This window comes from Mechercharimyces mesophilus (genome assembly GCF_059818345.1).
The window spans coordinates 65,413-84,251 of record NZ_JCBAPH010000006.1; the positions used below are offsets into that span (position 1 = coordinate 65,413).

16 protein-coding genes are annotated in these 18,839 nt (G+C 45.3%); 4 read left to right on the forward strand and 12 right to left on the reverse strand.

Annotated features, from left to right (window positions below; genetic code table 11):
* Positions 1 to 177: 177 nt before the first annotated feature.
* On the reverse strand, positions 178 to 714 hold the full coding sequence (locus AC6RGY_RS14210) for a GNAT family N-acetyltransferase (protein ID WP_499864023.1): 537 nt from the start codon (positions 712 to 714) through the stop codon (positions 178 to 180).
* Positions 715 to 965: 251 nt separating this feature from the next.
* Between AC6RGY_RS14210 and AC6RGY_RS14215 the strand changes: the two genes are divergently transcribed.
* Positions 966 to 1,517 (forward strand): hypothetical protein, encoded by a 552-nt coding sequence (locus tag AC6RGY_RS14215; protein ID WP_499864025.1) that lies wholly within the window; start codon positions 966 to 968, stop codon positions 1,515 to 1,517.
* A 229-nt stretch (positions 1,518 to 1,746) separates the two neighbouring features.
* Here AC6RGY_RS14215 and AC6RGY_RS14220 read toward each other — a convergent pair whose 3' ends face one another.
* Positions 1,747 to 2,967 carry an MFS transporter gene (locus AC6RGY_RS14220; RefSeq protein WP_499864027.1) on the reverse strand — a complete coding sequence of 407 codons (1,221 nt, stop codon included), beginning with the start codon at positions 2,965 to 2,967 and terminating at the stop codon, positions 1,747 to 1,749.
* Positions 2,968 to 3,330: 363 nt separating this feature from the next.
* A complete protein-coding gene (locus AC6RGY_RS14225; RefSeq protein WP_499864029.1) occupies positions 3,331 to 4,638 on the reverse strand; it encodes an NCS2 family permease in 1,308 nt (435 codons plus the stop codon).
* A 190-nt stretch (positions 4,639 to 4,828) separates the two neighbouring features.
* On the opposite strand from AC6RGY_RS14225, the gene AC6RGY_RS14230 reads away from it, so the two are divergent.
* Complete coding sequence (locus tag AC6RGY_RS14230; protein ID WP_499864031.1) at positions 4,829 to 5,701, forward strand: mechanosensitive ion channel family protein; 873 nt, start codon at positions 4,829 to 4,831, stop codon at positions 5,699 to 5,701.
* Positions 5,702 to 5,782: 81 nt separating this feature from the next.
* On the forward strand, positions 5,783 to 6,013 hold the full coding sequence (locus AC6RGY_RS14235) for a YhzD family protein (RefSeq protein ID WP_499864033.1): 231 nt from the start codon (positions 5,783 to 5,785) through the stop codon (positions 6,011 to 6,013).
* 192 nt (positions 6,014 to 6,205) lie between these two features.
* Here AC6RGY_RS14235 and AC6RGY_RS14240 read toward each other — a convergent pair whose 3' ends face one another.
* The 9 genes from AC6RGY_RS14240 to AC6RGY_RS14280 form a co-directional block, all read right to left on the reverse strand.
* Positions 6,206 to 7,045: an SDR family oxidoreductase gene (locus AC6RGY_RS14240; RefSeq protein ID WP_499864035.1), complete on the reverse strand. Its 840-nt coding sequence runs from the start codon at positions 7,043 to 7,045 to the stop codon at positions 6,206 to 6,208.
* Between the two features lie 48 nt (positions 7,046 to 7,093).
* Positions 7,094 to 7,891, reverse strand: a complete 798-nt coding sequence (locus AC6RGY_RS14245) for an SDR family NAD(P)-dependent oxidoreductase (protein WP_499864036.1) — start codon at positions 7,889 to 7,891, stop codon at positions 7,094 to 7,096.
* A gap of 86 nt (positions 7,892 to 7,977) precedes the next feature.
* A complete protein-coding gene (locus AC6RGY_RS14250) occupies positions 7,978 to 8,715 on the reverse strand; it encodes an SDR family oxidoreductase (RefSeq protein ID WP_499864037.1) in 738 nt (245 codons plus the stop codon).
* Positions 8,716 to 9,024: 309 nt separating this feature from the next.
* Positions 9,025 to 9,456: a MarR family winged helix-turn-helix transcriptional regulator gene (locus AC6RGY_RS14255; protein WP_499864039.1), complete on the reverse strand. Its 432-nt coding sequence runs from the start codon at positions 9,454 to 9,456 to the stop codon at positions 9,025 to 9,027.
* Between the two features lie 33 nt (positions 9,457 to 9,489).
* Positions 9,490 to 11,547 carry a thioredoxin domain-containing protein gene (locus AC6RGY_RS14260; protein WP_499864041.1) on the reverse strand — a complete coding sequence of 686 codons (2,058 nt, stop codon included), beginning with the start codon at positions 11,545 to 11,547 and terminating at the stop codon, positions 9,490 to 9,492.
* Between the two features lie 306 nt (positions 11,548 to 11,853).
* On the reverse strand, positions 11,854 to 13,920 hold the full coding sequence (locus AC6RGY_RS14265; protein ID WP_499864043.1) for an SBBP repeat-containing protein: 2,067 nt from the start codon (positions 13,918 to 13,920) through the stop codon (positions 11,854 to 11,856).
* Positions 13,921 to 14,185: 265 nt separating this feature from the next.
* Complete coding sequence (locus tag AC6RGY_RS14270) at positions 14,186 to 16,246, reverse strand: SBBP repeat-containing protein (protein ID WP_499864045.1); 2,061 nt, start codon at positions 16,244 to 16,246, stop codon at positions 14,186 to 14,188.
* 369 nt (positions 16,247 to 16,615) lie between these two features.
* Entirely contained in the window at positions 16,616 to 17,173 is a 558-nt protein-coding gene (locus AC6RGY_RS14275; RefSeq protein ID WP_499864047.1) for a bifunctional transcriptional activator/DNA repair enzyme AdaA, read from the reverse strand.
* A 185-nt stretch (positions 17,174 to 17,358) separates the two neighbouring features.
* A complete protein-coding gene (locus AC6RGY_RS14280) occupies positions 17,359 to 17,718 on the reverse strand; it encodes a hypothetical protein (RefSeq protein ID WP_499864050.1) in 360 nt (119 codons plus the stop codon).
* A 394-nt stretch (positions 17,719 to 18,112) separates the two neighbouring features.
* Here AC6RGY_RS14280 and AC6RGY_RS14285 point away from each other — a divergent pair, with 394 nt between their 5' ends.
* Positions 18,113 to 18,727: a VOC family protein gene (locus tag AC6RGY_RS14285; protein ID WP_499864052.1), complete on the forward strand. Its 615-nt coding sequence runs from the start codon at positions 18,113 to 18,115 to the stop codon at positions 18,725 to 18,727.
* Positions 18,728 to 18,839 lie beyond the last annotated feature (112 nt).

An 18,839-nucleotide genomic window follows, 5' to 3' on the forward strand; every position in this document is an offset into this window, starting at 1 on the left:
GTGAGCGAATCGATCTAACAAAAATCCCAGTCATGAAACTGACTGGGATTTTTCATCTTTACATTGGCTTATCCCTCGGGAGATCAAGCAGATTTGATCCATCTTCCAGGGAAATCAATTGAAGGAGATGAGCGAAACCATCTTAATAAGGTATAACCCTCATCCGACTAAATACGGCTACTTTGTCGGTCCCTTCTCCTTCTTCATCATGCGGTAATCAGCCACCTCATAACCAAATGAGCGATACAACTTTACTGCCGCCAAATTATTGCTCGTTACAAACACTTGGCTATGGGTAACTCCATTCTCACGAAACCAATTTTCTCCACATTGTAATATCTCACGCGAAAGCCCCTGCCCCCGATAGTCGGGGTGGACATGAATCTCGTTGATTACGCCACTCTGCTCAAAAGTAAGATGGTCTTTTCGTATCTCAACAAAGAGAAAACCGATGATCTCTTCTGTTTCAGGGTGAGTGAAGACCCACATACGACAATGCGAATCCCACCCTTTCATCCGTAGCTCTTGAGCCCATTTTTCCCTTTCTCGATTCTCTTCCATCTTCTTTTTCCAATCGTTCTGCGCATAGGGTTCTCCCATAATCTGTGCCCACAGCTGATGATGTTCCATTAATAACGCGATATGAAAATCAGCGATTGTTTCTTCATCTACATGAGGATTATAATTCCTCATGACCCATTTATGCTCACTCATTCGCTATTAATTCCCCTCTTATTATCTCTTTCCCACGATTTACTTCTCAGTTTACTGAATGACCATCCGACTTTCAATCCAACAAATACTTCAAAAAAGAGTTTCCATTGCTATACTCATTAATTATCTTATGAACAACCAGGAATTTCGGTGTTTTTTGCAGGTTTATGCAACTATTTTGCTTTTCCCCTGTTACTTCGTCGCAGCATTCGGTAAAATAAAGATAGCATAGAAGGAGGTTTACTCATTTGATGAATCGATCCATCTCATACTTCGTCATAACTGCACTTATACTGATCATTCTCACCGGCTGTGGTGCTAGTCAAGAAGCAACAGAACCATCCTCCCCAGCAGGCAATGCTCCTTCTAAGGAACCTATCACCACAGAAAAACCTGAAGAGATCCTGAAGCACGTCGACCTTAACGACTATATCGTTCATCATATTGGTATCCAGAGTGAAGGGGGTACCGTCTTTACCGCGTACGATGTGCTTGGATCAGAAATAAAAGAAAAGCAACTATCTGTCTACCTATGGGTACAAACCATGGAATATACAGAGGTGGAAGGCAAACTCATGGAAGGATCTGGTGCCAGTGTCCCGCTCGCTCTTGTTATTGAGAAATTAAGCGATGGAACCTATCAAGTCGCCCAACACTACCTTCCACAAGATGGCGCCAATTATGGAAAAGATCTCGAAAAAATCTTCCCCGTCGACGTCATCAAAGAGATAGAAAACTCCAACGGTCGCAGTGAGCGCTTAGGGAAAGATATTCTAGAGCAAGCAGAGAACCACTTTAAGTAGGAGAGTTCTTTATCTGCTTCAAGCTGTCCATAGGTTTTTTCTCAAGAGTATAGTATCCATCGATCGATGAAAAACATCATGTGGGAAAAAAGTGTGCCCGCTTTTCCAGCTTATAAAAACATCCAATCTCCCCTTTCCATGATACACGAACAAGGCTCTCCTTCATTGGTTCAAAGAATAACCGATGAAAGAGAGCCTTGTTGATCATCTAGCGCCATATTCACCTTCCTCAATCAGCCCTTTGGGTAGCCGGAACGGATAAATCTTCTTCCCAGGAAGCAGAAGACTGCGGTCGAAAAGCAAGTATGAGAAGGAAGAACAAGCCAAATACGATGGAAAGAAAATAAAACAAGCTTCCCCCACCCATGTATTGAATCAAAAGTCCTCCTATAAGAGGACCAATCATGCTTCCAATACCAAATTGCGCTGAAGCAATTGCATTGGCTTCTGGTAACTGAGCTGGTGGTATCGTATCTGCTAGGTACGATAGTCCTAGGGAGTACAGCGAACCCACGAAGCCGCCAATTCCTAGAAAGAGAAAGAACAACACCAACGGAAAGTCATGGGCGACAGGGATCAAAGACATCCCCAACATGCCGACCACCGATACAATCAATAGGATGTGTCTACGACCATATCGATCAGACAAAAGACCTAGCGGTAATTGAAAAAGGAAACTACCAAAAATAAAGGCTGCGATCATGATGGATATACCCGCTTGCGAAAGCCCCATTCTCAATCCATATATCGGATATATTCCCGCGATGGACGCTTCTAAAAAGCCGTAGATCAATGTAGAAGTCAAACCAATGAATCCTAGACGATAAATCCATACAAAGTTTTTGTTGCCCTGCTTCTGTTGATCTTCTTCCGTCTTCGTCTCCTCACGCTTGGCTGAAACAGGTTCATCCAGCGTCATGGAAAGCATGAGAACCCCTAAGAGAAGAACAGCAGTTACAACAAACGGAACCCATTCACCCCAAACAATGAGATTCATTCCAATCGGACCCAGACCAAATCCAACGCCAAACGCTAGACCGTATTGCGCAATGACTTTTCCTCTTTTCTCCGCTGGACTAGACAAGGAAACCCATAACTGAGTGGCAAAGTGCAACAAACTATCCCCTACACCCACAAGAAAACGAAGAAACACCCATGCCCCAATATTCGTCCATAGAGGAAACAAGAGGGTGCTGATGGTCATTATCCCTGCCCCAGCAACAATTAATCTACGATAACCAAACCGCCGTACACCCCAACTACAAAAGGGAATCACCGCTAGAATCCCCAAGTATAAAGACATGGTGTTCAGCCCATTAAGACTGGAGCTCACCCCTTGCTTTTCTAATATTGTTGCCTGCAATGGGAGCAAAAGTCCTTCCGTATATCCTGACGCTGCCACTATCAGGATCAAAATAATAAAGCGGCGCTGGGACCATTGATTCACCATCTACCATCAACCTTCTCTCTTCTATCCTACTCTCAAATCATTTTCCGTCATCGATTATACCACTCTCCGATGCCTTTGTATCACAGTAAAATAACTGGTCATTATGATCCATCATAAAAAACCTTCCTGATACTGCTTCCATTCATAGAGAAAGAAAGTATCTAGCTCGAGCACTTCATTCTCACCATACGTATACAAAAAAGAAGGGAAGATCTTTTTCATCATCCCTTCAGTAAACATTCACAAAGTTACCTCAATACTTACCCAACACCCTCTTCGGTCGCTTTCATGGGTAAGTATTTTATTTTCTTTTCCCTTTTCATTAATGGAACCACTAAATATATTTTTAACCCGCCATCTCTTCTACTCCGGCAAAAAAATCAATTGCAAGAGAAACAGGACCATGAAGAGATACAGTAGCGGATGCACTTCTCGATAGCGTCCCTGCACCACTTTTAAAAGTGGGTACGTGATAAATCCAAAGGCAATGCCCGTTGCAATACTAAATGTTAATGGCATACTCAACATGACAATAAAAGAAGGAAAAGCTTCATCAAACTGACCCCAATTCACTTTGGCTAATCCGTTCATCATAAAACAACCCACGATAATCAAGGCAGGCGCCGTAATCGCTGGAACACTGGCGACGGCTCCTACAACTGGGGCAAAGAAGAGTGTCGCTAAAAGCAACCCACTTACTACTACACTTGTTAGTCCCGTCCTGCCTCCCGTTGCAACTCCTGTCGACGATTCAATATACGCGCTGGTTGGACTTGTCCCCAACACAGCTCCTGCGGTCATCCCAACCGAATCAGCTAAGAGTGCTGAACGCATTCGAGGGAATGATCCATCCTTTCGTATTAAGCCTGCCTGTTCTGCCACTCCGATCATCGTGCCGGTCGTATCGAATAAAGTAACCAAAAGAAAGGCAAACACAACGGCATACAATCCTTGTGAAAACACCTCCGGAAGTGAGGTGATAGCCGCTCCCCATGTTGGTGCCAAACTAGGTGGTGCAGAGACCCATTGCTCCGGAGCAACAAATAAGCCCATAAAGCCACCCACTATCGCCGTGATCACCATCCCAATAAACAGAGCACCCGGTACCCGAAACGTAAAGAGAACAAGCGTACAGAATAAACCCAGCAAACTTAATACCGTCATCGGATCATGAAAATCGCCTAAACCAACCAAATTCACTTCATCCCCTACAATGATCCCGGCAGATTTCAACCCGATAAATGCGATAAATAGGCCAATGCCCGCTGTAATTCCATATTTCAAGCTGTCTGGTATCGCTTTAATTAACTGCTCACGAAAGGACGTCAAACTAAGGAGCACAAACAACAAGCCCGCTACCAATACCGCTCCCAGTGCTACCTCCCAGCTAATCCCACTCTGTCCCACAACACTGTAGGCAAAGTAAGCATTCAGCCCCATCCCTGGAGCGATCGCGATCGGATAATTTGCAAACAGGCCCATAATCAATGTAGCAATGACGGATGCCAGAACCGTTGCTACAAAGACGGCTCCAAAATCCATTCCAGCCTCTTGTAATATGGCTGGATTGACCACCACGATATAAACCATCGTTAAAAAGGTAGTCATTCCTGCAAGCAATTCGGTGCTAATGTTCGTCTTTTTATCCTTCAAACCAAATAAACCGGCCATTATACCCCTCCTAAATCATTCAATAACGAACAATAATAAACCCATTCCATATATTAAACGCTTTTTGACCAAAAATCAATCCATCAATATTTTTATGTGACTCCTTTTTAATAAGGAACATTTCAAGACACGTGCGTATAATGGGTAACAAGGTTCCTTTACCCTCCTCTACGAAAGGAGATGACAATGTATGGATTTTCTAGAATCTCTACAACCTTCTTGGTGGGCAGATGTAGTACCATTTATTATTCCAGCTCTTTATGTCCTCGGAGTGGTGCTCCTGTATTCTCTCACCCAATCCATCGCCAAACGTCTGATCAAACGTAATTTCGACCAGCAAAAAGCTGCATCTACACAATTGGCCTCTCTCCTCACATTCACTAGACGCCTCGTACGCTATGCATTTTTATTTGTCATCGTTGTTGCCCTCCTCTCTGCATTCGGCGTAGAAACCTCTGCTCTCCTTACCGTTGTTACCATAATAGGAATCACCTTTGCCCTTGCTATCGGTTTAGGGTCACGTAGCTTAATAGCCGATGTCATAACAGGATTTTTTGTTTCTTATGAGGATCAGGTTCAAACAGGTGAGTACGTAACCATTGGTTCCCATTCCGGTATAGTCGAAGCGAAGAAACGAAGAGTATTAAAGATTCGTGGTTTCAGTGGTGATATTCATTATGTCCCCTATCGTCAGATTGAATCACTAACCAACCATTCCCGTGGCAACATGCGGGCGTTGATCGATCTCTCCATCCCTCGCTACGCCAACATTGATAAAGCGATGTTTACCCTACAAGAAACGTGTAACGAAGCGAAACAGGAAATCCCTGAAATTCTAGAAGGACCCGATGTCTTGGGATTACAAGGACTAAATGCCAACGAGTCCATCATCCGCATCATCTGTCGAACAAAAAACATGTGCCAATGGTCCGTCGAACGTGAGCTGCGGAAGCGTTGCAAAGAAGCGCTAAACGATATCCAAATGGATTTTCCTCTCTCCTACCAGACCGTTAAGTACAACGAGGTCGAAGCGGCAGAAACAAAGGTGGTAAGTCAGACATAATTCCTTTGGCCCACGAGGAGAAGATTTCGGGAAGATTTCCCTCATCATTTGCTATAATAGAAAAGGAGGAGGGAAATCACGATGTATCACATAACGGTATACGATCAAGATGCAAGCACGCTACACGACGAACCACTTGAAGCAACAACCGATGACGAAGCCATCGCGAAAGGGCTAAAGTGGCTGGATGAACAAGGCTATTTAGAAAAAGCGTATCGTATCTTCCACTCATCTGGTTATTTGGTTCGCTTCAATGCTCATAAGTATAAGAGAGAATTTGCCCTGCAAAAAGAAAAGTCGGGCGACGAATAAAAAAACAGGGTCCTCACGCTTCCCCGAGTAGGTAAGCGTAGGACCCTGTTTATCTATTGAACGGGATTACATCCCACTTCCTTAAAAGTAAACTTCTCTAATAGCCGGTGGATTCGGAGAGTTTTCTCTCAAGGAGAAACCGCTCACCCATCTTCCAATCATTCTTGAGGTGGGTTCACTCAACTTCCTCTCTTACCATCCCAATTGAAACTTTCTCGTTGCCGATACTCCTTGGGTGCCATCAGGATCTGCTGCCACTTTATGTTGCACAAACTGATCTGCTGCTTCAGAAGTACGAATGCGGACAGGCTTCTTCTCTTGTTGCACCAACTCCCACATCACTTCTGCTACCTCTTCCGATGTTTGAGGTTCTGCATTTCGCTCTCTGAAAAACTGCAAAAACCGATCCACTACCGGTTTGTATTCGTCTTCAAGGATGCCACCCGTTTTCTCCACATCACCGAGAACGGTATCCCCAAAACTAGAGGCTACGGCACCCGGCTCCAATAGCGTAACATCAATATTGAAGTGAGGCTTGTAATAAGTAGCTAAGCTTTCCAATAGCCCTTCAACCGCAAACTTAGTCGAGCAGTAAATCTCGTTTAGCGGTTGCCCCACTAATCCACCTACACTGGAAGTGGCAATGACATGGCCAGCCTCTGCTTCTTTCAATAACGGGAGCGCCGTTTGGATACTGCGCATCACTCCATAAACATTGGTGTCAAACATGCGCTGAACTTCGTCCATTGGAATTTGACCCAATGTACGAATGCCACCAAAACCTGCATTACAGAAGAGGACATCCAGCCTTCCATGTTCCTTCTGAATGGAGTCCACCACCGCTTGCAGGGATGCGGTTTCCGTCACATCCATGTAGACAAAATGAAGATTTTCCTGTTCACTGTATTGCGCTTGATCGCGTTCCAAATTTCTTGTCCCCGCGTATACACTCCAACCTCTCTTGGCAAACAACAACGCTGTCTCCAAGCCAATTCCCGAAGACGCACCCGTAATGCACATCACTTGACCCATAAAAACACCTCTTTTGTTACTGTTCACTGCTTCTGTTTTTCTTCCTTTTTACACATAAAATCCTCCACTTACATTTAACACATGTCCATTTATATAATTGGACTGTTGAGAAGCTAAATAATAAACAGCCTGAGCTGCTTCCAGCGTAGTTCCTCCCCTTTTTTGGGGAATCACAACGGCAGCTCTTTTTATTTCTTCCTCGGGGATCCCAACAGGAACCCCCTGAGACACCTCACCCTTTTCGAGGGATTGCGTTAGTCTAGTTTCAATCATTCCCATTGCTACCGCATTGCAGTTGACACGATATGGTGCCCATTCACGTCCTACTGTTTTCGTTAAACCATGTAAACCTGCTTTTGCCGAAGCATAATTAACATGCCCCGGGTTACCCATCATGGCCGTAATCGAACTGACATTCACTATTTTGCGGTAGAGTCCGACTCCCTTCTGCTCATCTTGAATGTCTCGAAGATAAGGGGCTGCTTCGCGAATCAAACGAAAAGGGGCAACGAGATGAACGTCTAACATAGCCTGAAATTGTTCATCGCTCATCTCATCAATCGAATTCCCCCACCGATAACCAGCATTATTTACTAATATATCTAACTTCCCAAACGCTTCGATCGTTTTAGAGATCAGTTCTTTTACAAAGTCAGGAGACGTAATATCTCCACTAATGGCAACCGCTTGCCCCCCTTTCTCTTTGATGCTACTCACCACTTCATTCGCTGGATCGACATCCACATCAGAAACGACAACTTTTGCCCCGCTTTCTGCCATCATGCAAGCAACTTCACGCCCAATCCCTCTACCAGATCCCGTGATCAGCGCGACTTGATTATCCATTTATTAACTTCTCCTTCAAAGCTGGGGTGTACGGGTTCAACTGGTTTCAGCCAACCCGCTCTTCGTTACAAAACATACGCGTATTATTACGTCTGCTGATCCGTGGGACGAACAAGGATCTCATTTACATCCACATGTTCCGGTTGCGAGACGGCATAGGCAATCGCTCTACCAATGTCTTGTGCTTCCAATGTTTTTACATCGCTGTATCGGTCTTTCATCATGTTCAATATGGTTTCATCTGTTACTGTACTAAGCAATTCCGTCGCAACTGCTCCTGGGGAGATAATGGTCGTACGAATGTTTTGCCCAAATTTCATTTCTTGACGTAATCCCTCCGATATCGCACGCACGGCATACTTGGTTCCACTATACACCGCACTTCCTGGGCCTACTTTATGTCCCGCGATGGAGGAAACATTAATAATGTGCCCAGATTTTTGCTTTTCCATATAAGGAAGAACGGCAGCGATGCCATAGAGAACACCTTTGATGTTTACATCAATCATTTGCTCCCATTCACTCACTTTCCGCGTGCTTAAGAGGGAAAGGGGCATAATTCCTGCATTATTGACCAAGATGTCGATACGACCAAACGTATCCATTGTTTTTTTGGCTAAGGACTCCATGGCCTCCGACGAGGTGACATCCGTCACTTGATAAGAAGCCTTGCCTCCTTGGGCCTCAACCTCTTGTTGCAATTCTTGCAACCGTTCCTCTCGTCTAGCCGCTAGCATAAGGGAAGTACCTGATTTTGCTAATTCAAGGGCAGTAGCTTGCCCAATTCCACTACTCGCTCCAGTAATAATGGCTACTTTAGACATCGTTGATTCTCTCCTCTGTTCATGATTTTTGTAAATATCCTGCCATCCCAGTCAACTTCCTTCTAGTGGATAGCCACGATCGTGTTTGAGTGGAGAATCCTCCCTCTTTGACTAGCCAATCGATTAAGGGTTCAGCTTGACCGAGAACATGTTCATATATTTTATTGTTTATAATTTAAACAGTACAATATATGAATCTAAGTGTCAAGGTTCTTCCTCCTCTTTTCATCACAAAAAAAGGAGAGCGTCGCCCTCCTTTTATTAGCATCTGCTATCGATTATTCTTCTCTTTTTGGGGGATTTTAACCTTCAATCTCCCTCTACTCTCGGTTGAAAAGGGAGTTTATCCAACAATACTCGCAGTTGTTCCAGTTCCTCTTTGCTATAATCAACAAACAATTTCTCCACTTCCTGTTGATAAGCTGCAAATATCTTTTCGACCAATTCCAAGCCTGTCTCTGTCATTTCAATTTGTAAGCTGCGCCTGCTGGTAGGATGAGGTTTTCTTACTACTAGCTTTTTCTCCTCTAATTTATCCAGTAGTTGCGTAACAGCCGCGCGTGATATGCCAAACTCCTGAGCAATATCGACTGCACGCACATGAGGATCACGTTGGATCAACTCCAATGTATACATCATCACAGGTGTCAGTTGATAGTCGGGAAGCACACGCACAAAGTACGAGGTAAGCGTGCTCTTGATTTCACGGAATTTGGTTGCAATGACCTGATAGTCTTCCATTTTCCTTTCTCTCCTTAGGCATGAGGTCCTTGACTAGCTTAGTTTCTCCTTTAGTTCCTCTAACGTTGTCACAGGCGCTTGACACGTATAGTTTTCACAGATATACGCCGTCGCTTGCCCTTCTATTGCCTGCTGTTCTTTGGTGAAAGGGGCGATCTGGGCAAGACACTCTTCCGTTTCGTCGGTCCGAAACAGCGTAACCGCATGAGGAAGATAACGAGACTGTATCACGCGTTTCATCTCCTCCATCCCGGTCTCCCCCCATTGGCCCGCTAAGACGATCTCTTGCGTATTGCCCATATGCAATTGCAATCCAAGTAGATAGGCTGTATACGCCATCGGACTCTGGTCGACACCCGTGGCAAAAGCAGTTAATTGCTTCTCTGCTTCCTGCATGAGTGTAGCATCGCCACTCATACGAGCCAAGCGTACCAGGTTAAGACCAGCAATCGAGTTTCCGGAAGGAACAGCACCATCATAAATTTCTTTGGGTCGCGTCAATAGTGCCTCCGCATCATGACCGTAGAAGAACAATCCTCCTTGCTCTTCATCCCCAAAGAGGTTCAACATGTGCCTTGTTTCGGTAAGCGCGTGTTCGAAGTGCTTCACTTCTCCGGTTGCACCATATAGCTCTAATAAACCCCAAGTATAGAAGGCATAATCATCGAGGTAGGCTGGAAAAGCCGCTTCACCATCTCGATACCGCGCCAACAGTCGTCCATCTTCTCGGCGGAGATGCCCCTCGATAAAATGAACCGCACGCTTGGCCGCTTTTGCGTAGCGTTCCTCTCCTAACACTTGTGCCCCTTTCGCTAGTGCGGCAATCATCAGCCCGTTCCAAGAGGTAAGAATTTTATCGTCCTTGTGCGGATGGATCCGTTCTTCTCTTGCTTGAAAGAGCTTCTCCCGTGCTTGCTTGAGGCGTTCCTCTACTTCCTCTTCGCTAATCCCTTCACGAGCGGCAATCGCGTGTAGTGGGTCTTGAATACGATTGAGGATACTGGTGCCATCTTCAAAATTCCCATCGGGCGTAACATCATAAATCTCGCAGAAAAGGTCGCCATCTCTTTCTCCCAGGATAGAATGGACCTCATCAGGCGTCCACACGTAAAATTTCCCTTCCACCCCTTCAGAGTCTGCATCCTCCGCCGAGTAGAAACCACCTTCCTCCGAGGTCATATCCCTTAGCACATAGGTGAAAATCTCCTCAGCCACCTGAGCATAGTTTGACTTCCCTGTCGCTTGGTAAGCTTCCAAGTAAGCAATAGCGAGAAGCGCATTGTCATAAAGCATCTTTTCAAAATGCGGAACCAGCCACTCACGATCCACCGAATAGCGAGCAAAGCCATAGCCAAGGTGGTCATATATTCCACCTTGATGCATGGCCGTCAATGTTTTTTCCACCATGGCCAGCGCATCCGCCGCCCCATGTTGCTTCCAATAACGGAGGAGGAAGAGAAAATCATGGGGGCGAGGGAATTTCGGTTCCTGTCCAAATCCACCGTAAGCGGAGTCGTACTGCTGCGCCAATTGTTCGTAGGCGGAGTGCGCCAAGTCAAGTGAGAGTTCCCCCGTTTGCTCCTCTTTGGCATGCGCACGAATGGCGGCTGTAACTTTCTCACCCGATTCCAGTGCCTTCTCCCGCTCGTTGTTCCACACATCGCTAATACGTGTCAGAAGATCCATCAGGCCCGGCATCCCCTGCTGGCTCTTCTTTGGGAAGTACGTACCGGCGAAGAACGGCTTTTTGTCCGGTGTCATCACCACCGTTAGGGGCCATCCTCCGTGACCCGTAAGGGCCTGGCAGACCGTCATATAGATCTGGTCAATGTCAGGACGCTCCTCGCGGTCCACTTTGATCGCAATATAATCCCGATTCAGTTGCTCAGCTACATCGTCATCCTCAAACGATTCACGTTCCATCACGTGACACCAGTGACAAGTAGAGTAGCCGATGGAGAGGAAGATCGGTTTCTCTTCTCGCTTTGCTGTAGCGAAAGCTTCTTCGCTCCATGGGTACCAATCGACGGGGTTGGTCGCATGTTGTAGGAGGTAAGGGGATTTTTCATTTTGTAAGCGGTTCGCAGTCATCTATATCGTCTCCTTTATCTTTTGAAAGATTTATATGTATAGTTAAACCATTGGTCTTCGGATCGTCATTCTTTAGTGTAACAAAAAACGAGGCCCCTTTGCCTCGTTTAGAGATCTACATCCTGACATCGAGTGCCTTCCTTGCGTCATCTCATGTCATATACTCCTTGTCTTCACGAATCAGAAACCCCGTGTACAACTCCATGTAGCACTGAAAAACTCCTTCTATAACGTATAGCCGTTTGTGGGAGTAAAGTACAAGTGGGTTGCGGAAATTATTTTTTCCTGACGAAGGTAGATACGATGCTAACCGCCAAGTTCTCCTCCGCCCGTACCACGTGGACCTCTCGGTCCCCTTGGTCCACGCCGTCCTCTCGGTCCTCGTGGACCTTGCGCTCCAGTAGCTCCAGCTGGGCCTGTTGCACCCGTTGGACCGGTTGCGCCAACAGCAGTGAGTTGCCCTACTTTGGTAATGAAGGCATCCTGATTTCCTCCAAATAGTGACTGAAATGCTGCAAAAGTTACAGGAAAATCACTCGATCTAGTAATTCCTGTAAAATAAGCACTTCCTAAAGAATCGACTGCCACACCACCTCCAATATCAAAACGGCTCCCACCCAAATAGGAAGAGAAAGACAGCCCTTGACCGGAAAAACTAACCTCCGTAATGAAAGCATCCCCATCGGTAGAAGCTAGACTGTCTTGAAAAGCATCCGAGGTAATGGGAAAATTCGTCGAAATAGTAAACCCCGTCACCCATGCCACACCAAAAGCATCAACGGCAATGCCAATCCCACCATCCACATCCCTCCCACCTAAATAGGTGGAATAAATCGGTGCGCTCCCCGATGCATTGAGTTTGGTTACAAAGGCATCTGTTACACCAGCAAACAGGGTTTGAAAAGCATGATTCGTTGTGGGGAAATCAGTCGAACTCGTCCCCCCTGCAACATAGGCATTATTCGCCCCATCTAGGTCAATGGCACTACCCATGTCTCCACTTCTCCCACCCAAATAGGTGGAGTAGAGGAGCGCAGACCCTGGGGCATTCAGTTTTGTAATAAAGGCATCTGTTACACCAGCAAATAGGGTTTGAAAGGCTCCAGAAGTAACAGGAAAATCACTAGATTCTGTACGTCCTGTTACATACGCACTCCCCAGGCTATCCACCACAATATCAGTTCCTAGTTCAACCCTCCTTCCACCTAAAAAAGTGGAGTACACCAGTGTCGTCCCCAACGCATTGAACTTGGTCACGAAGGCGTCTTGGAGTCCTCCGCTAAAGGTGGTTTGAAAGGCATCTGCTGTTGTTGGAAAGTTGGTTGCAGTTGTAAATCCTGTTACATACGCATTGAAACTACTATCTATGGCTATGCCAAACCCTTGGGTACCACCACCAGTGCCACCCAAGTAGGTCGAATAAACAAGCGAGCTCCCTGTGGCATTTAACTTTGTTACAAAGGCATCTTGGCCCCCTACCTGTAACATCGTCTGGAAGGCGCCCGATGTCACGGGATAATTTGTGGAGGAGGTATCTCCCGTGACATAAGCCTGATTCGCGGTATCTACCGCCATTCGACTCCCAAAATCACCTTCATTTCCTCCTATAAATGTTGAATATAGGAGAGAACCTCCCGTTTGATTCAACTTGCTGACAAACACATCGACACCTAACAAGATCGTCTGGAAGGCACCCGTGGTTATTGGAAAATCCGTAGAAAATGTAAGCCCAGATATATAGGCATTCCGCGCAGAATCCACTGCAATTCCTGCCCCTAGGTCAATATTCGATCCCCCTAAATAGGTGGAGTAGAAGACAATGGGATCAATGACCAGCACTTTTGTCGGATCATAGCTTTCCCTATCTACTGCAAATCCGATGGATTGATCCTCTTGAATGTGGAACTGGGTCGGGACGGTTTGTTTTCCTTGCGATGTTTCCTGATAGCTAACCGGATTGCCTTCGCGGAGAACACCTTGTAACGTATGGACAAATAAGTCGCCATTTTCATCGATGTTTACTGTGTCTCCTCCTTCATATCGCAAGCGAATGTCCTCCATACACGCTCCAGGATAAACCATAACATCATACTTTAATTGCTCCTCGTTTCCTGAGAAAATAAGGTCAACCCCATTCCAGACCTCTTTATAAGTAATCTGATGATCTTGGTCCAACTGCATCTCTACATCCGGATGAGCATTTATAAACCGGAGAGCAAGATTCGCCTTCCCTTCACCCACTGTAAATCCAAACTCCACTCGATCACGAAAAAAGTGAAAGCTACATCCCTCCCCGTCTGCAAAAAAAGTATACTCTTCGTCACACTCGTCTCTGGACACAAACACAAGCGAACGGGAAACATTTTTATTCATTTCGTACTTCCTCCTTAGATTTCCGGTCCATTGGATTACCTCATAATCACGATATTCCTTCCACTGAAAGGAGGTGTAGGCAAGTGTTGTAGTAACGCGCTTCGGTTAAGGATATGCTCATTTCCTGACAGCGCGTAAGAGACGTCACCCAAACGCTGTTCTTCAAATGGAGACGAAAAGTTAAGGGGTTCATATGCTTCCAGGTAAAGTTTACGGATTTGCCTCGCGATGCCTATGCCCATTCTTCTACAGCTTGCCTACAAAACTACACGACGCCAAATTCTCCTCCACCTGCGCCACGAGGTCCTCTCGGTCCCCTCGGACCACGCCTTCCTCTTGGCCCTCGTGGACCTTGCGCTCCGGTAGATCCAGCTGGACCCGTTGCACCTGTTGGACCTGTTGCGCCAACAGCAGTGAGTTGTCCTACTTTCGTGACAAAGGCATCTGAAAAACCTCCGAATATTGATTGGAAAGCATTGAAAGTAACAGGGAAGTTGGTGGATGAGGTAAAGCCCGTAAAGTAAGTCGATCCGAAGGAGTCAACAACGATATCATTTCCAGCATCACTATCCCTCCCTCCCAGATAAGAAGAAAACGACAACCCCTGACCGGAATAGCTCACCTGTGTGACGAAGGCATCATTACTACCAGCCAAGCTATCTTGAAACGCATCAGAAGTAATAGGAAAATTCGTTGCAAACGTTCGCCCCGTCACCCAAGCCGCTCCGAAGGCATCGACTGCAACACCATTTCCACTACTCACTCCACTACCACCTAAAAAAGTGGAGTAAATCAGAGCGCTTCCTCCTGCATTTAGTTTGGTAACGAAAGCATCCAAAGATCCTTGAAACACTGTCTGAAAGGCATTATTGGTTACTGGGAAATCCGTAGAATTGGTTCTCCCTACGACATAGGCGTTATTCGCTCCATCGAGATCAATGCCTGTTCCCTGATCACTCCCACTCCCCCCCAACAAGGTCGAATACACGAGCGATGACCCGGAAACATTCATTTTCGTAATAAATGTATCACTGCCGGCAAGTACGGTTTGAAAGGCTCCCGAAGTAACAGGAAAATTAGTAGAAAGAGTGTTCCCTGTCACATAGGCACTCCCCGAGCCATCCACCACGATGCCCTCTCCTTCATCTTCGGAATTCCCGCTCAAGAAGGTCGAATAAACCAACGAGGTACCTAGGGTGTTAAACTTTGTTACAAAGACATCATTATCTCCCCTAGATATGGTTTGGAAGGCACCAGATGTTATCGGAAAGTTTCTTGAATTTGTCTGTCCAGTTACATACGCGTTCAAACTTCCGTCTAGTGCAATACTGAATCCACAACTGTCGCCTCCCGGTCCGCCAAGATACGTCGAATATATCAGCGAGGACCCTGTCGCATTCAGTTTAGTTACGAAAGCATTTAGAGATCCACGCCGCATCGATTGAAACGCTCCAGATGTGACAGGGAAGTTAGCAGATTGTGTCTGCCCTGTTACGTAAGCACTGTGCGAGGAGTCCACAGTAATTCCAAATCCAACATCTAGTCTACTCCCACCAAGATACGTGGAATAGACAAGGGAGCTACCCGTCTCATTCAACTTACTGATAAATACATCTCGATTCTCCAAATACATCGTCTGAAACGCACCCGTTGTAATGGGAAAATTAGTAGATTGTGTCTGCCCCGTTACATAGACATTCCGCGCAGAGTCCACCGCTATTCCGTTTCCTATATCGCGACTACTTCCCCCTAAGTAAGTGGAGTAGAAGACGATGGGATCAATAACCAGCACTTTTGCTGAATCATAAGTTGCCCTATCCACTGCAAATCCGATGGATTGATCCTCTTGGATGTGGAACTGGGTCGGGACGGTTTGTTTTCCTTCCTCTGTCCATTGAAAGCTAATCGGTTTTCCTTCACGAAGAATTCCTTGTGACGTATGGACAAATAAGTCGCCATTTTCATCGATGCTTACTGTGTCTCCACCTTCATATCGCAAGCAAATATCCTCCATGCACGCTCCAGGATAAACAACGATGTCATACTTTAATTGCTCCTCATTTCCTGAGAATATAAGGTCAATCCCGTTCCAGACCTCTTTATAAGTAATCTGATGATCTTGGTCCAACTGCATCTCTATGTCTGGGTTCGCGTCAACAAATCGCAGAGTCAAATGGATATTCCCTGTACCTGCTACAAAGTTAAATTCCACACGATCGTGGGAAAAGTAAAATTGACAACCCCTTCCCTCTGCAATATAGCGATACACATTCGCTTTTGCCTCTCTAGAGACAAACACAAGCGAACTGGGGACGTGTTTATTCATTTCACACTTCCTCCTTTGAATTCCGGTCCATTGGATTTCCTCATCGTCATTCTATTCCATCACCCAATGAAGGTGTGGGCAGAAAAGAACAACCTGAAGGGGTTCCTCTGATTTAGATCATTTTCGTTCCAGGGCGGAGGCAATAGAGTAGAGAGTCAAAGGAAGCGATATAGGCATGAATAGAGGGTAGCAGAATTGAACGAATCCATTTCTGCTACCCTCTATTCGTTTTACATGTGTAAAAGTATTCTCTATGTAAATCCTCGGAGAAATATAACACCCAAATGTCATTTCGAAACCTTAACATATTTATATTCCACAGCTATAACACCGATACGCGTTTCCGTTCTCAGCTGAAATATCGGGGAATCAAGGGGAGAGTTGACGATAATTTTTGGGCGTGTATCCCGTCTTCTTTCTAAACAAGGTGGCGAAATAGGAGACATTCGGAAAGCCCACACTAAGTGCAATCTCAATCATTGTTTTATCTGTATGAAGCAACAGTTCGATCGCTTTGGAGATTCTTTTCTGCTGAATATAATCGACAGGAGTCATCCCTTTTAGTCGTTTGAACGTGCGTTGCAAATGATAGGGACTTCTGTGTGTTGCCTGCGCTAATGTGTCAAGGGTAATTCTCTCGTCGTAATGACAATCAATATAATGAGTGATCTGATCCACCCACTCCTGTTCGGGAAGGTGATCGCTCACAGGATTGCATCGTTTACACGGGCGAAAATGGGCGGAGATCGCTTGTTTTGGATCTTGAAAGATGCGAACATTTTCTTTCTTCGGCGGCCTTGATTTACAAGAAGGCCGACAAAAAATGCCCGTGGTTCGGACTGCATAATAAAACAAGCCATCGAAGGTGACATCGTTATTGATAATCGCCTTCCACCTTTCGTCAGAAACGCCTTCTTTCACTCTCATGCACCTCCCTCCAAAGTATACCCCGGGAGAGCTTAAAAAGCATTTGTTTCACAATGAAAGAGCAATATAGTGAAAGAGAGATTGAGATTAGAGGTGGTTATTTTTGATTGAAATTTCTTTATTTTAACACTCTGACTGCTTTTTTGTAGATACAGATCGTTCTTATTACTTGCTTCATGTAGATATCAACGCTCCTTCTCAACTTCTTCGACTCGACAGATTTTCGAAGGATGAGATAGTTTGTAATCGATGGTGAGTGGTTTGTATACGTCGAAACGACTCCCTTTGTATCCCTTTACATACTTCTTGCAACGAGCATCAAATTGAACTACATCGCCTTCGAACAGTTCCCCTAGCGCTTGAAACCCCTTAGTATAGTTGAACCATAGGTGATCGGTTACGACCTTTCCTCCCTCTTTACAAGTAATATCTTTGAGAAGAATCGTCTTAAGATCCCCCCTAAGCCCTCGCTTTATTCCTGTACGGACGAAAGTACCGATAAAAGTGGTTCGAATCTCTTCCATTTCTCTTAGTTTTCTTCTCATTCTTTCAAATCCTCCTCTCACTATCTATCTTAATATGATTTAAAGAAATAAGTAAAGTATTTTTTCTGAATATTATTTATAAATATATTAATCCTTACTCTCTTCCATAAAATAAAAAAAACCAGAGAACATGGATTGAATCCAGCTCCATCTTCTCTGGTTTCACTAAATAGATATAAAATCCAATCCTCTTTCTAAAATGACTTCCCCGTAATCTGTACAGGTCAAAGCCAATATTACCAGTCCTATCCTGGAGAATTGGACTGATAAAGGCAACCTCAGATTCATGTCAGACCATGGTCCGAGACACTCCTCCTTCTATAGCTCCTTTCAGACAGAAACCTACTATGAGAATATATGACTACTATCATCATTTTTCTAGGAGGATTCCACTATGCTCTTTCATTATCATTTTTGGACACCGTATGTTGAAGAGACGGAGAGATATTATGTGGAGCTTGGTTTCCATGTTCATCAGAGAATCGGGAAATACGAGGGGGAATTTCAAAACTTTGATCCTCCTCTCACCTGGTCAGATTTCCGCCAGCAAAAGATTCTCTTTCGTATCATTGAGATGCGAAAAGGAAAGGTAAACATTACGTTTGGTCAGGGGAAGCATGTCCGCTTTGATCACATCGGCTTCCTTCTTACGGCCGAGGAAGAAGCACAAATTTGTAATCGTGCACAAATCAAAGGATGGCCTATCCAACGTGGAGAACGGCGCACTTTCATTACCCCTCCCTATGGATTCCGCGTAGAACTTCAAACCGACCCGGGCCTCATCGATGATCCGTCGGATCAGAGCATCAAGATTGAGAGGCTCATATTGCAGTCCGAAAAAGAAGGTGTCGAAGAAGCACTTTCCTCATTGCTTGGACAACCAGCAGACTCTATCCTTTCAGTCTCAGGCCATCCCGTCACCATTCAAGAAGTCCATCTTTCAGGAGACTCCATCTCACAAACAAATTCTTTATCAAGTACAGACCCGAACGGCGTCCATATTCTTTAGCTTTAGCCCTCATATCCCACTTCGTCCTTTATAAAGTGGGCTTCTCTTCTACTAAAATAGTAAGGAACTCTCCGATTTCCTTCGCTCAAAATATTCTTATGAATACGGACAA

Bases quoted from the DNA above. Each gene is read 5' to 3' on its own strand.
- AC6RGY_RS14225 (WP_499864029.1), bottom strand. From the start codon at position 4,638: ATGGCCGGTTTATTTGGTTTGAAGGATAAAAAGACGAACATTAGCACC.
- AC6RGY_RS14245 (WP_499864036.1), bottom strand. From the start codon at position 7,891: ATGGATAATCAAGTCGCGCTGATCACGGGATCTGGTAGAGGGATTGGG.
- AC6RGY_RS14260 (WP_499864041.1), bottom strand. From the start codon at position 11,547: ATGACTGCGAACCGCTTACAAAATGAAAAATCCCCTTACCTCCTACAA.
- AC6RGY_RS14215 (WP_499864025.1), top strand. From the start codon at position 966: ATGAATCGATCCATCTCATACTTCGTCATAACTGCACTTATACTGATC.
- AC6RGY_RS14265 (WP_499864043.1), bottom strand. From the start codon at position 13,920: ATGAATAAAAATGTTTCCCGTTCGCTTGTGTTTGTGTCCAGAGACGAG.
- AC6RGY_RS14280 (WP_499864050.1), bottom strand. From the start codon at position 17,718: ATGAGAAGAAAACTAAGAGAAATGGAAGAGATTCGAACCACTTTTATC.
- AC6RGY_RS14210 (WP_499864023.1), bottom strand. From the start codon at position 714: ATGAGTGAGCATAAATGGGTCATGAGGAATTATAATCCTCATGTAGAT.
- AC6RGY_RS14250 (WP_499864037.1), bottom strand. From the start codon at position 8,715: ATGTCTAAAGTAGCCATTATTACTGGAGCGAGTAGTGGAATTGGGCAA.
- AC6RGY_RS14275 (WP_499864047.1), bottom strand. From the start codon at position 17,173: ATGAGAGTGAAAGAAGGCGTTTCTGACGAAAGGTGGAAGGCGATTATC.
- AC6RGY_RS14270 (WP_499864045.1), bottom strand. From the start codon at position 16,246: ATGAATAAACACGTCCCCAGTTCGCTTGTGTTTGTCTCTAGAGAGGCA.
- AC6RGY_RS14230 (WP_499864031.1), top strand. From the start codon at position 4,829: ATGGATTTTCTAGAATCTCTACAACCTTCTTGGTGGGCAGATGTAGTA.
- AC6RGY_RS14220 (WP_499864027.1), bottom strand. From the start codon at position 2,967: ATGGTGAATCAATGGTCCCAGCGCCGCTTTATTATTTTGATCCTGATA.
- AC6RGY_RS14255 (WP_499864039.1), bottom strand. From the start codon at position 9,456: ATGGAAGACTATCAGGTCATTGCAACCAAATTCCGTGAAATCAAGAGC.
- AC6RGY_RS14235 (WP_499864033.1), top strand. From the start codon at position 5,783: ATGTATCACATAACGGTATACGATCAAGATGCAAGCACGCTACACGAC.
- AC6RGY_RS14285 (WP_499864052.1), top strand. From the start codon at position 18,113: ATGCTCTTTCATTATCATTTTTGGACACCGTATGTTGAAGAGACGGAG.
- AC6RGY_RS14240 (WP_499864035.1), bottom strand. From the start codon at position 7,045: ATGGGTCAAGTGATGTGCATTACGGGTGCGTCTTCGGGAATTGGCTTG.